This window comes from Corallococcus llansteffanensis, assembly GCF_003612055.1.
In the GTDB taxonomy this organism is placed as follows: Bacteria; Myxococcota; Myxococcia; order Myxococcales; family Myxococcaceae; genus Corallococcus; species Corallococcus llansteffanensis.
Genome location: NZ_RAWB01000261.1, coordinates 1 through 13,589, shown reverse-complemented (window position 1 = coordinate 13,589; position 13,589 = coordinate 1). Strand labels below are relative to the sequence as shown.

General features: G+C 74.1%; 4 protein-coding genes. All 4 read right to left on the bottom strand.

Translation table 11 applies throughout. The annotated features are described in order from the left end of the window. Positions 1-437: 437 nt before the first annotated feature. On the bottom strand, positions 438-2,294 hold the full coding sequence (locus D7V93_RS23360) for an SWIM zinc finger family protein (protein ID WP_120645519.1): 1,857 nt from the start codon (positions 2,292-2,294) through the stop codon (positions 438-440). Beyond that, a complete protein-coding gene (locus tag D7V93_RS23355) occupies positions 2,291-8,827 on the bottom strand; it encodes a HEAT repeat domain-containing protein (RefSeq protein WP_120645518.1) in 6,537 nt (2,178 codons plus the stop codon). Before D7V93_RS23355 ends, D7V93_RS23360 begins: the two co-directional genes overlap by 4 nt. A gap of 12 nt (positions 8,828-8,839) precedes the next feature. After that, positions 8,840-11,566, bottom strand: coding sequence for a hypothetical protein (locus D7V93_RS23350; RefSeq protein ID WP_120645517.1), 2,727 nt, complete (start codon positions 11,564-11,566; stop codon positions 8,840-8,842). Positions 11,567-11,622: 56 nt separating this feature from the next. Then, positions 11,623-13,589 (bottom strand): carboxypeptidase-like regulatory domain-containing protein (locus D7V93_RS23345; protein ID WP_208723122.1); only part of this gene is annotated, 1,967 nt, incomplete at its 5' end.

Sequence of the window (13,589 nt, the reverse complement as noted above, 5' to 3'; positions counted from 1 at the left end):
GCGGGGCGGCGGGGACGAACGACTCCAGCTTGGCGGTCATCGAGGCACCTTCGACGGGCGCGGCGGCTTCAGGCGGGGCGACGGACGGAATCGAGCGGTCGAGGGAGGCCAGGAAGGCACCACCAGCTCACCTGGGGCACGGTAGCCTCACCGGCTCTCCCCTCCGGTGCACTGGTGGCCGGGTGGGAAAACGGCGGTTGCGTCGTTGGTTCAGCTTCCCACCCGGCCACCAGTGCACCGGAGGGAGAGAGCCAAGAACAGGCTACCTTGCGGAGAGTGTCCAGCATTCCAACCAGAGCGGCGCAACGCCGCTCCCGCGCTCGAGGCGCTAAGGCTGATGCGGTCCAGACCTCTCTCGACCACTCGCGATTCGTGTTTCGTCCGTCGCACCCATCCTTCCAGCCACCCCGTCGGCGGCCGGGCCGTTGATTGTGGGTTTACACCAAGGTCGAGGCCGCGTCGATGTATCCGTCCGCGGTCAATTTCTCCAACCGGCTGAAGTACGCCGTGCGCGCTTCCGCGTCTGAGTCGAACCAGAGCTTCTGGTGGCGCGGGTCGCCCAGGCGAGGGCCCCACGCGAGGGTCACCACCTTGCTGTCCAGCGAGACGCGGTACACCTGCTCCAGGCCCGTCGCCGGGTCGCGGCGCACGTAGGAGCGCGTCTCCGCGCGGATGAGCTTGCGGCCCTCCGGCGTCTGACGCAGGGCCTCCTCCTCCGTGCGGCGGCGCGAGTACACCAGCCGCAGCGCGAGCATGTGCTCGCACGGGCCTTCGCGCAGGCCGGAGCGGCGGAAGTGCGGGCAGCCGCAGCCCGCGTCCTTCACGCGGCCCTCCAGGTCCAGCGTGAAGCTGGGGAAGAAGCTGCGCACGGCCTCGCGGTCCACCACCTCGCCCTGGATGCGCGTGCCCTCGCCCACGAGGTCGTGCACCTGGGTGAGCTTCACTTCGCCCGCGCCGGGGCCGCCGTCGCCCAGCAGGCGGTGGGCGCGCGCCTCGCGCTCGTTGCCGTAGCGCAGCGCGGCCTCGTCCACCGGGGTGGGCATCAATTCGCGCGGACGGTAGGTGCCGCGCGCCACGTCGAAGAGGACGCGGCCCCGCAGGCACTCCAGCTGGAGCGCGGCGCGCACCTGGTCCTTCGGCGCGCCCGCGTCCTTCGAAAGCACGTCGAAGGGCAGGGGGCCGTCCTTGCGCAGGCGCAGGCGCAGCTTCTCCGCGAGCCCCTCCGGCACGTCGCGCGGCATCAGCGCGTCGAAGGCCGCGGCGCTGGACCAGCCGCTCTCCGTCCACCCGGTGAGCCCCAGCGTCAGCGTGGCCACGCCCAGGTCGATGACCCAGAACACCGGCAGGCCCGGCCCCAGCAGCTGCATGTGCACGCTCTTCGCGTGGGGCAGCAGGCGCGCGAGCGCGGTGAGGCGCTGGCGGCCGAAGGTGCGCACCACCGCGGGCGCGCTGCCGGTGTACGCGCCGCCGTGGCACTCCAGCACCTGCTCCCACGGCTCCAGCACCAGCCGGGGCGGGGCGCCGGGGACCAGTTCGAAGCGCAGCGCGCGGGGCGCCTTCTTCGAGCGGCGGGTGCGCAGCGCGAAGAGCAGGTTGTACAGGTCGATGGGGGCGATGGAGCAGGTCGTGGCCGGCAGCGTCGCGGCCGACTGCACCTGGAGGAAGCCGCGCAGCCACGCGTGGGGGACCTCCACGTTGCGCACGGCGCGGGGCTCGGTGGAGGTGGGCTTGATGGCCGGGGCGACGTGGGCCTCCAGCGTCACCGGCGCGTAGGCGCGCAGGCGGTCCAGCCGGGCGGGCAGGTCCGCGGGCACGTCCAGGAAGGTGGAGCCGTGCGCGGCCTCGCGGTTGTCGAAGAGGCTGTTGTCGAAGGCCAGGCGCGCGTAGGCGCTCTCGTCGCGGGAGAAGACCTCCAGCGACACCTGATCCGGATCCACGGTGAGGACGGGGTCCAGCACCGCGTCCTTCTTCTCCTCGCCGTCGAGCGCGTTGTCGAGGAAGGCCTTCTGCGCCTCCCAGATTTGGGCGCTGGCGCGCTTGCCCTGCTTCATCAGGTACGCGAGGTACGCGGTGCGGTCACGGCCCCGGTAGCGCAGGTCGCTGGAGAGCACGCCGAAGGCGGCGGCCAGCGCGTCGCGGAAGAGGGTGGGGTCCTTCACGCGGCCGCTGACGCCCACGGTGCCGCGCGAGCCCTCCAGGGCCAGCTGCACGCGCGAGGCGTCCGGGGTGACGACCACGTCGCTCTCAGCAGCGTAGTTGAGCGCGACGGGATGACGTGCGGTGGCGGTGCTCACGACGGTTGACCTTCCTTGCGGGCGCGCTCGGCGGCCCGGCGTGCACGTTTGTGGGCGCGGTAGGCCGCCTTGCGCAGCTCCACCGACTGGGACTTGTCGAACGCCGCCGTCTTCAGCAGCGCCGCCGCTTCGTCACCGCCCATGCGACCCAGCGCGGCCCACGCATCCTGCCGCACCTCCGGCTTCGCGTCGGCTGCCACGGCCTTGAGCGGCCCCGGGTCCTTCTTCGCCAGCAGTGCCGGCACGGCGAGCCGGCGGGGCTCGCTGGCCGTCAGCGCGGCCGGCGCGACGCTCGCGCCCGTGGGACCCAGGGCCACCGGGTCGAAGGGCTTCACTTCCAGGGCCCAGGTCGCGGCCTGGGCGGGGACCAGCGCGGCCAGCACCGACGCGGCGGCGGCGCGCACCGGGGCGTCCGGATCCCCGAGCGCGGTGCGCAGGGCCGGGGCTTCGTTGGCCGCCTTGAGACGTCCCAGCACCCGCGCTGCTTCCTGGCGCACGGCCGCGGGGGCGCTGGCTTCACCCTTGCGCAAGAGTTCCGCGGACGTCGCGACCAGCTCCTTCGCGCCCAGCCGCGAGCCCGCCCACAACAGCCGCTCCCAGGCGGCGGCCAGCGGTTCACGCTTCGGGGGGGACGTGGTGGCCCAGGCTGCGGCGGTGCGCCGTTCCGCGGCCACGAGCGCGCGGGTCAGGCCCGCGGTGTCCACCGCGCCCGGCTCGCGGGCATCGCCCGTCCAGGTGCCCACCAGCAGCGCGGCCTCCTCGCGGGCCTCCGGCTTGTCGTGGCCGAGCAGCGCGATGACCTCCGGCAGGGGCAGCGCGCCCCGCCGGGCGAGGCCCCGTCGCAGCCTTCGCCGCAGCTCCGCGCTCTCCAGCGTGGCCAGCCGGGGCACGAGCTGCGCCGGGTCGCCTTCGCTGGCGAGGTAGGAAGCGGCGGGCTCGGAGATGTCCTCCTGGGTGCTGGCCACGGCGAGGAACTCCACCCGCGTGCGGTCCTTCGGGAAGAGCGCGTCCAGCGCCTTGCGCGCGGTCTCGCGCAGCTCGTCGTCATCCTCGTCCAGCGCGGCGGCCAGGGCCTTCTCCGCCTCCGGGTCGCCGAGCTTGCCCAGCTCCTTCGCCACGGTGATGCGCACCTCGTCGTCCGTGTCGGAGTCCGCGAGCAGCGCCTCCAGCTTCACCCGGGCGCGCTCTCCGCCGATGGCGCGCAGGCCCCGCACGCCGGCCTGCTGGTGCTCGGGCGACGTGCCCTCGACCGCGGCGACCTCCACCTTCTCCTCGATGCGGCGGCGATCCTCGCCCTCGGGCAGTCGGCTGGCGAGCCGGCCCAGGGCCTCGATGGCGGCCAGCACCATGTCCTCTTCGGCGGGCGCCTCCGGGGTGCCACCGCCGGCCACCAGCTCCAGCTCGGAGAGGGCGCGCGCATCGCCCAGTGTTCCCAGCGCGAGCAGGGCCCGGCCGCGCTCCTCGGGCTCTCCGGCGCGCGCGTACAGCAAGAGGGGTCGCAGGGCGCTCACGCGGCGCTGGTGCGCCACGCCTTCGGCCGCGGGCAGCATCAGCTCACGGGCCCCGGCGCGGAGGATCTCCTCCAGCGGCTCCACCGCCGCGCCCTGCTCCACCACGCGCTTCGAGTAGCGCGCCACCGCCTCCGCGCGCACGGTGACGTCGCGGTCGGTGAAGAGCGAGACGAGCAGCGCGTCCTGGCCCTCGTTCTTGCCGTGTTCGAGCTCCGCGGCGACGGCCTTGCGGACCTCCAGGTCGTTGCTGCGCACGGCCACCTTGAGGAAGCGCACGGCGAGCGCCGCGTCGCGCTTCTTCAGGTCGCGCTCCTCCTCGTCCAGCTTCTCCTGCTCCGGCGGCCAGGTGAGCTGCATCGCGGATGTCACGCACGCGAGGCGCACGGTGGGCGCGTCGTCCTCCACGCTCTGGCGCGCGAGCACGTCCAGCGCTTCGGGACGGCGCGTGCGGCCGAGCGCGGCCACCAGCTTCGTGCGCTCTGGAATCTCCGTCGCCACCGACAGGCGCGCGGCCAGCGCCGCCACGGCGGCCGGGGTCCCCAGCCGCGCGAGGGCCTCCTGCCCGCGACGCACCACCGCCGGGACCTCCGAGCGCAGGAAGGTGCCCAGCACCTCCACCGCCCGGTCATCCCCACGCCACGCGAGCAGCTCCGCGGCGCGCAGCCGCAGGTCCTCGTGCTCGCTGCCCATCGCGCGGCCCAGCGCCTCGGTGACGCGTGAGTCGTTGGCGCCCGCCAGCCGCTCGATAACACCCACGCGCAGATCGGCGTGCTCGCTGCCCAGCGCGGCCAGCAGCGGATCCAGGCTGCCCGGCGGGCTCAGCTTCTCCAGCAGCTCGAAGGCCGACTTGCGCACCTCCGGCAGCGGCGAGTTGAGCGCCGCGGTGACGCGCGGACGGGCCGCGTCGCCGCGCTCCGCCAGCTCCTCCAGCGCCGCGCGCGCCACGTCGGGCGCGAGCGAGGCCAGCGCGAGCGCCAGCGGCTCATCGCTGCCGGCGGGGTACAGCTCCTTGAGGCCCGCGAGCGCCGCGCGCCGCACGAGCTGGTGCGGATCCTCCAGCGCGCGCAGCAGGGCGGCCACGGCGGCGGACGTGCCCGCGTAGCCCTCCTGCGTGAGCTTCACCACGCGGTCCACGGCGTCGCGGCGGACGCGGTGCCCTTCCTCGTCGCCCGCGGACACCTGCCGCAGGAGGCCCACGTAGGCGCCAAACGCCAGCCGGCGCAGGTGCTGCCGCTCCGCCTGCGTCGCCGACTGCGGCGTCGCCATGGCGTCCGTGCTGCCCTCGGGGGGCTTCACCGCGGAGAAGAGGCGGCGCAGCCAGCTCTTGCCCGTGGCGGACGCCGTGCCCTGCTTCTCCAGGGTGGACGGCTGCACCACGTGCGACGCGCCCTCGGCCGTCTCCGGCTTCCAGGGGGCGTCCAGCGAGCGGGGCCGCGCGACCTTCTGCGCCTCGCGGAAGTAGTCCAGCGGCTTGTTGCGCAGCAGCAGCACCTGGGCCGCCGCGTAGCGCTGCTCCGGCTGTCCGCTGGAGAGGGCCTCGGCGAGCCCCACGACGCGCTTGGCCCGGTCCTCCTCCGAGGGCCAGTCCTTCATGTCGCCGGCCTTCTCCGGGCGCGGCGGCAACAGCACCTCCACCAGGTGCGCGCGGTACGCGTCCGGCTCCGTGCGCAGCTCCAGCGCGCGGGCCGCGGCGTAGCGCACCTCCGGCCGTCCGCTGGACAGCGCGCTCGTCAGCAGGTCCGGCGGTCCACCGTCGCGGCTGGCGCGCAGGTCGCGGGCGAGCACGATGGCGAACACCATCTCCTGCACCTCGCGCGCGGCGTCCTCCAGGCCGTGCAGCAGGCCACCGTCGCCCTCCGGGCCCAGGGCCGCGAAGGCGAGGATGGCGCCCAGCCGGATGGGCAGGTGCTCATGGCGCAGGTTCCCGGTGAGCACCGGCAGCGCGCGCACATCGCCCAGGCGCGACAGGCCGTCCGCCGCCCACGAGCGGGCCGCGACCAGCGAGTGGCCCAGGGCGTCCAGCAGCGCGCCCTCGTCACCCCGGCGACTGGCGGTGGCGAGCCCGCGCGCGCCCTGCTCCTGGAGCTCCGTCAGCTCGTGCGGCAGGAGGACCGTGGCGTAGAAGCCCAGCAGGCGCCGCGAGCCCAGCGTGGCCAGCGCGCGCGACGCGCGGATGCGCAGGGGGACGAGGTAGCCGGGCGGGTACATCCGCTCCAGGTCCTTGTCGGTGATGAGCCCGCGCATGGGCTCGATGATGTCCTCCGCGCCGCGCGGGGCGAGCAGCTCCGCGGCCCGCACGCGCACCGGCAGCGCCGTGGCCGCGATGCCCGCGAGCAGCGGCCCGTTCTCGCTCGGGATGAGCTTGTCGAGCGCGTCCAGCGCGGCGACGGCCACCTCCAGGTGCTCGTCCTGCACGCGCTTGAGGAGCGCGGAGCGCAGCGGCTCCGAGGGCGCGTGGATGGAGCCCTTCGCGGCCTTCTCGCGCAGCGCCGGGTGCGTGGAGGCGAGCGCGGCCAGGTGCGGCTCCGGCTTCTCCTTGCCCGCGAGCTTCACCCACGCCTCGTAGGCGGCGGTGGCCACGCTGACGTCGCGGTCCTCCACGGACTTCTTCAGCCGCTCCTGCGCCCAGTCCTCCGTCCCACGCTGCGCGAGCACCTCCACCGCGCGGTTGCGCAGGTCCGGGAAGCGGCCCGCCAGCGCCCGGTCCAGCGCCTTCTTCGGCTCCTGCTCGTTCCACGCCCACAGCGTGCGGAACGCCTCGCCGCGCACCTTGCCGGACTCGTCCTCCAGCGCGTCACCGAGTAGCGGCTCCGCGCCCTCCGCCTTGGCGCCCAGCTTCACCAGCCGGTCCAGGCCGCGCACGCGCACGTCCTCGTGACCGGAGCGCAGCGCGGCCTCCGCGGCGGACAGGGGCGCGTCCACGTCCAGCGCCACCACGGCCTCCAGCGCCGCGGCGCGCACGTCCGCGTCCGCGTCGTCCAGCATCCACACCAGCCGCTCGCGGGCGCGCGGATCCTGCAACGCCTGGAGCGCGGCGGCCGCCTGCCTGCGGATGGTCGACTCGTCCTCGCGCGACAGCTGCAACAGCGCGCCCAGCGCCCGTCCGTCTCCCAGCTGCGCCAGGCCCCGAGCCCCTCGCACCGCCGTGTCCGGCATGCGGCACGCCATGGCGGCCAGCAGCGGCTCCAGGTCGGCCTCCGTCAGCGCCGCGCCCTTCTTCGCGTTGGCGAAGAGCAGCTCGCGCGAGGCCGTCACCTCCGCCTCGATGGTCTGGACGTTGGTGATGCCCGCGGCGCGCTTGCCCTGCACCGCCAGCATCCGGGCCACGTCGCGCACCGAGCGGGCGAACTCCTCGTCGCGCGCCTCCAGCGTGAGGGCGAGCGAGCGCCGCTCCAGCACGCGCACCGCGAAGGCCACGCGGCGCACGTCCCGGTCCTCGTCGTCCAGCGCGCGCGCCACCAGCGGTTGCAGGCGCGGGTCTCCCAGCAGCCCCGCCCCCGACGCGCGCAGCAGCACCTCCACCTTGAGGGGCGAGGGGCCGCGCTCGAAGGCGGTCTTCAGGGGCTCCGTGCTGCCCTTGGGCGAGACGGTGACGAGCGCGTCCAGCGCGGCCTCGCCCACGTCGGGCTTCGCATCCGCCAGCTTCGCGGAGATGAGCCCCGGCACCAGCGGCGACGTGCCACCCAGCGTCGCGAGCAGGCGCAGGCCCTGGATGCGCATGTCGGAGAAGCGCGAGTCGAGCGCGGCGCGAGGGGCGGCGAGCGGCGACTCCGTCTCCAGCTTCGAGAGGGCCTCCAGCGCCGCGACGCGCACCGAGCGGTCGTCGTCGTTGAGCCGCTCGCGCAGCTTCGCCCGCGCCGCCGTGTGGCCGTGCGTGCCCAGCTCCGTGGCCGCGAGCCTGCGCGCCTCCGGGGCCTTGTCCGTGGCGAGGACGCCCAGCACGAACTCCAGCGCCTCCGGCTCCTGCAGCGCCACGGCCTCGCGCACCGCGGCCTCGCGGCGGGGGAGGGCGGCCTTCAGCGCCTCGGTGAGCACGTCGAAGCCGTGCGCGTACGTCACCGTCTCGTCGGTGGGCTTGCCGTCCGTGCCCAGCGTGATGCGGGTCACGGTGCGCGCGTCGCCGCCCGCGAACACGTAGCCCAAGAGCTGCTTCGCCTGACGGGGGTTCACCGGCGGCGCGTAGGCCACCGCGTGCACGCCCTTCGTGCCCAGCTCGAAGGTGCGCGGCTTGCGGCGCTCGTCCAGCCGCCAGACCTTGAGTTTGCCGTCGCCGCCCACCGACGCGATGCGCTCCTCCGGCTCGTGGCCTGCTTCCGCCGGGGGCGTGGGCGGGAACACCAGCCCGTGCACCGGCCCCGCGTGCCCGCTGTCCTTGTCGCCGCGGACCTCGAACTCCACCGCGCCGACGAGGTACCAGATGCGCAGCTTCCCATCGTCGCCCGCGGAGACCAGCCGGCCGTCGCGCGGCGTGAAGGCCAGCGCGCGCACCGCGCCCTCGTGGCCCGTCATGTCCCGGCGCGCGCCGGAGGCCACCGTGAACGAGCGCACCACGCCGTCATCGCCCGCGCAGCCGACGTACGTGTGCGTGGGGTCCACCGCCACCGCGCGCAGCGGCTGCGAGGACGCGCTCCACTCCTTCAGCTTGCGCGTGCTCTCCCAGTCCCACGCGCGCACGAAGCCGTCCATGCCGGCCGTGTAGAGCACCTTGCCGTCCGGGCTCGCCGCCAGCGCCGTGCACCCGCCCGGGTGCGCGCCGTGGAGCTGGAACTGCACCGCGCCGTCGGTGAGCGACCCGAAGCGCACCGTGCCGTCCGCGCCCGCCGCGGCGAAGCGCTCTCCGGACAGCGCGAGCGCCAGCACGTGGGAGGGCAGCGCCGCCGTCCAGAGGACCTTGTTGTTGGCGGCGTCATACGCGGTGAGGCGGCTGTCCGCCGCGGCGCGCGTGCCCCCGACGAGCAGCAGGCGGGCATTGGCCGCGAGCGCACGGACCTTCTCGATGTTGCCGATGGAGAGGTTGGCCATGGTGTCGTTGTCCTAGATGCCGCCGAGCTGCACGCCCGGGTGAGCCGCACGCAATTGCACCAGCGAGGCCAGGCAGCTCTGCCACTCGCCCTTCGCCACGGAGCCGGTGAACTCGCCCAGCACGGGCGCCACCACGCGGGCGAAGCTCTCGTCTTCCAGGCCCAGATCCCTCACCAGCTCCACCACGCGGCGCTTGGCCACGCTCGCGGACAGCCGGCGCTGCACGTCGCCCTCGCGCGCTTCCTTCGCGCGCCCGGGCGGCAGGCCGAACAGCATGCGCCGCAGGAACGCGCGCAGGGACTCCACGTCGGAGAAGCGCGTCGTGCCGCCCGCCTCCCGCGTGTCCTTGCCGCCGCCCGCGGGCTTCCAGCCCTCCGGCAGGTGCAGCGGCCGGTGCTTCTCCCAGAGCAGCCGCACCGCGAACAGGCCCACTTCCCGGTCCGCGCTCTGCATCAGCCCCGACAGCCGCTCCGCCCCGCCCAGCCGCGCGTAGTGCCGGCGGATGAGCTCCACCGCCACCTCGCGCGTGCTGCGCTTGGGGGACTCCGTGAGCGCGAACACCTTGCCCGCGTCCAGCTCCTCCGGCTGCAGCGTGTGGCGCGCGTCCGCCCCCGCCTCGCCCGCGTTGAGCAGGGCGTCATACGCCAGGTTGCGGATCTCCTTCGCGTCCGAGTCCGCCAGCTCGTACACCCGCGTCTGGTAGCCCCACGCGCGCAGCTCCGAGCGGGCGATGGTCAGCGCGAAGCGGCGCACGTCGTCGCGCGCGTCCAGCAGCGCGGGCCACAGCCTCTCCGCCGTGTACGCCTTGCGCGGCGCCCGGGGCTTCAAGTCATAGGACTTGGACTCCGGCTGCTCCGGCCCGATGCCCGGGTGGTGGCAGCGCAGGTACGTCTGCGCGAACGTGCGCACCGGCGGCGGCTGCTTCGCGCCCAGCGCAAGGTCGAACAGGCGCTCCAGGCCCTGCGCCGCGTCGCCCGTGTCGCTGAAGTCCGCGGGCACCACGTTCTCCAGCAGGTAGCGGTGCGCGAAGTCGTGCAGCGTGGGGTCCGCGCGCCGCGCGAGCGCCAGCAGCCAGGGCACCGTGAGCTGCCGCGCGGTGAAGAGCTTGCGGTTGCCCAGCAGCGCCAGCGCCGTCTCGCGGTGCTTCGCGCTGAACACGAGCCCCTTCACCCGCTCCACGTCCAGGCCCGGCAGGCTGTCCGCGCGCGTGAGCCACTGCGCCGCCTGACGGCCCAGGCGCGGATGGGACACGAGGTCCAGCAGCCACTCCGGCCCGATGTCCGCCGGCTTGTACGCGCCGAGCGCCTTCATCACCGTGTCTTCCACGGTGCGCTGCCGCGACGCGCGCTTCGCCTCCAGCAGCGTCTGCTTCCAGAACGCCGCGGGCATCTCCCCGGCGGCGTACTTGGAGGACACGTAGCCCGTGGCCCACTTGAGCTGCTCCTGCGTGCCCAGGATGAGCTCCCGCAGGAAGTCCTGCGTGAGCTCCGCCCGGTCGAAGGACTGCTCCAGCGCCTTCGCCGCGAAGGCCGCCGTGGGCTTCGTGGTGAGTAGCCGGCCCAGCAACTCCAGCCCCAACTCGCGCGGCTTGCGCTTCTCCAGCGCGGCGGCGGCGAACGCCTTGACGTCGTCCTCGCCTGATTCCACCAGCTCCGCGAGCCGGTCCGCGGACAGGTCCTGCGCGTGCCCGCGCGCGTACTCGATGGCGTACGCGCGGGCCTTGTCGCTGGGGGAGAGCAGCAGCGCGAGCACCGCGTCATGCAGCCCGGCCGCGCGCAGCTTGCCCTGGTGGAACTCCGGCGAGCCCTGGAGCGTCTCCACGAGGAAGTCGTGCGCGGTGCCCAGCGGCCGGCGCGCCAGCCGGTCCAGCCACGCGGGCGTCACCTTGCGCAGCGCCTCCGGGAAGTCCTTGCGCAGGCCCTGGATGGCGAACTTCGCGGCGGGGTCCGAGCCGCAGGTGTCCAGGAGGCGCATCAGCGCGTCCGGCGAGCGCTTCCACGCGTCCGGGTACATGCGCTGCTTCACCATGTCCGCGGGCGGCTGGATGGAGAAGCGCGACGCGGTGTAGTTGCGGCTGTTGTGCGCCCAGACGTGGTGCGCCACCCAGCACGACGACCAGGACGTGTCCGGCGTGTAGTGGCGAAGCACCTCCACCGCGAACTGCGGGTAGAGCTCCGGCACGGCCGCGCCCAGCTGGCGCAGGAAGCGCCACGCGCGACGCTGGAGGTAGGTGAGGGTGCCGGTGCCCACCTCGCGCGAGCGGTGGCTGCCGCGCTCGGTGTCGAAGCGCCACGCCAGCACGCCGAACAGCTCCGCGTCGTGGCGCGCCTCCGCGAGCTTGTAGATGCGCTTGAGGCCCGCCCACAGGCCGAACTTCAGGGGCGCCTCTCGCGCGAGCGTGAGCAGGGCGGCCCGCGCGGGCTCGCTGTTCTTCTCGTACAGGGACACCAGCAGGTCCGCGAGCGCGAACCGCGCGGGCAGGGGCACGTCCTTCTGCGCGAGGAAGCGCTGCCACGCTTCGTGGGAGCCTTCGCGCCGGGCACGCTTCTCACGGTGCTGCTGCGCCCGCGCCAGCGTCATCCTCAACGCGTCGAAGTCGAGCGCGCCCTGCGGCAGCGGCGTGTCCGACGGCGGCTCGTCCTGGTCCAGGAAGGCCAGCACGGCCTCGGCGAGGTCCGGTGCCTCCGCCCGGGCCAGACGTTCGAGGTCTGCTGCGCTCAGCGCGTCGCTCGCGGTCATGGGTCGGGGGGTTTAACACACCTCCCCGTCACCGCGAGGCACGAGACGCACCGGCGTCACCACTGAATCGTGGGTACCACCACCTCCTGCGTGTCGTCCGTCCCCACCGTCACGTCCTGCCGGTACGACAGCCACTTGCCGCCGCCCTTGTGGTGCAGCACCACCAGCGTGTAGGGCCCGGGCGCCACGTTGCTCCAGCTGTCGTTGCCCTGGGACCCCGTGCGCAGGGCCGACCAGTGCAGCTGCTCCCGCTCCTCGTCCGATTTGGGCAGCGGTATCGGACCCGGGAAGAGGAAGGTCTGGCCCTGGGCCCCGCGCTCGCCCCAGCGCACCGTCACCGTGGCGCCCTTCGGAAGCAATTGGAACTCCGTCCGGGTCACGCGGTGCGCCTCGACGCGCACGGTCTTGTAGGGCGCCGCGTACTCCTCGCTCCGGGCTCGGGGGCCCACCACGTAGTCGCCGGGCTCCAGGTCGCGGAAGACGGTCAGCCCGTCCCCTTCGGAGAGGAAGTTCTTGGCCTCGAAGGCCCCCACCTCCCGGGCGGACACCATGGCTCCGTGGGGCTGGCCGTCCGGGCCCGTCACCCGCACCTCCAGGCGCGTCTCCCCCACGAGGCGCAACTCGAGCGTGTCCTCGGTGGGGCCCAACGTGCGCTCGATCGACGCGTAATCCGACCCCGGGTGCCGCGCGGTGAGCACGTAGGGCCGGGACTCCACGGCGGGCAGCGTGAAGGTGCCGTCCGGGCCGGTGGTGGCATCCAGGAAGGAGTTGAAGCCGCTGTAGCCCATGAGGTCCTCGTCCTCCTGCGCCGCCACGTCCTCCGCCTTCACCGCGTCGCGCGGCAGTTGCAGGGAGACCTCCACCCCCGCCAGCGGCTTGCCGGTGGCGTCGTCCACCACGCGGCCCCGCACGGTGTGCCCCGTGTCGATGCGCACCTCGCCCAGGTCCACGTCGCGGCCGGCGGGCACCTTCACGTCGCGCTGGGTGAGCGCGTGGCCCGGGACCTGGAATGTCAGGTGTTCGAGGCCGGGCTTGTCCACGAAGACGGTGAAGGCCCCGCGCGGGTCGCGCACGGCCTCCTCGTTCACGCTGAAGCGGGTGATGGGCGCGCCATTGCCCTTCACCAGGCGGCCGGTGATGCGGCCCTGGGTGGCGAGGACGATGCGCACGGCCAGGCTCCTCGTGTGGGCGACGACGTGGGGGTCACCCTGGTCGTGCATCCACCGGCTCATCTGCTCGTGCAGCTCCTCGTCGGTCTCGTCGCCGTCCCGCTCGGGGATGGGCTCCTCGGGGGGCTGGGGCATCGCGTAGCCGGGCTTCTGCGCCACCAGCTCGTAGTCCGCGTCCCGGGCCAGGTGCTCGAGGACGAAGCGGCCGTCGGGGCCGGTCTTCACCGACACGGGCGCATAGGTGCGGACGTCGTTGGCGCTGTCCGGCCGGGCGTTGGCCTCCACGTCGACGCCCGCCAGGGGCTCGCCCCGCGCGTCCACGACCACGCCCGCGATGCGGCCATCCAGGTCCAGGTGCAGCGACAGCTCCACGGTCTCCGAGCCCCGCACCTCCACGCGCTCGGGCATCCGGTGCTCGTAGCCGCCGCCCGTGGTCGCCCGCACCCAGACGGCATAGGCGCCCGGCGGCAGGCCCCGGAGGGTGAAGTGGCCGTCCTCCTCCGTGGAGCCGGCGAAGGCGGCGCGCTCCCCGCTCTCCGACGTCTCCGGGTCCACCTTCACGGCTTCCTTCACCAGGGTGACGTCCACGTCGTGGACGGGGGCTCCGTCGGAGTTCGTCACGGTGCCCCGCACCGTCGCGCCGGCGTCCAGGGCCAGCCGCAGCCCGGAGGCGGGGGCCTGGACCTGGAGCTTGCGCGGCAGGAGCCCCTCCGCTTCCGCGGTGAGGGTGCCGGTGAGGGGCTTGTCCAGCTTGAGGACGAAGTGGCCCGTCTCGTCGGAGGTCGCGTCGAAGGTGCGGACCTGATGACGGGGGGGATGCTGGCTCTTATACACATCTCCGAGCCCACGAGACG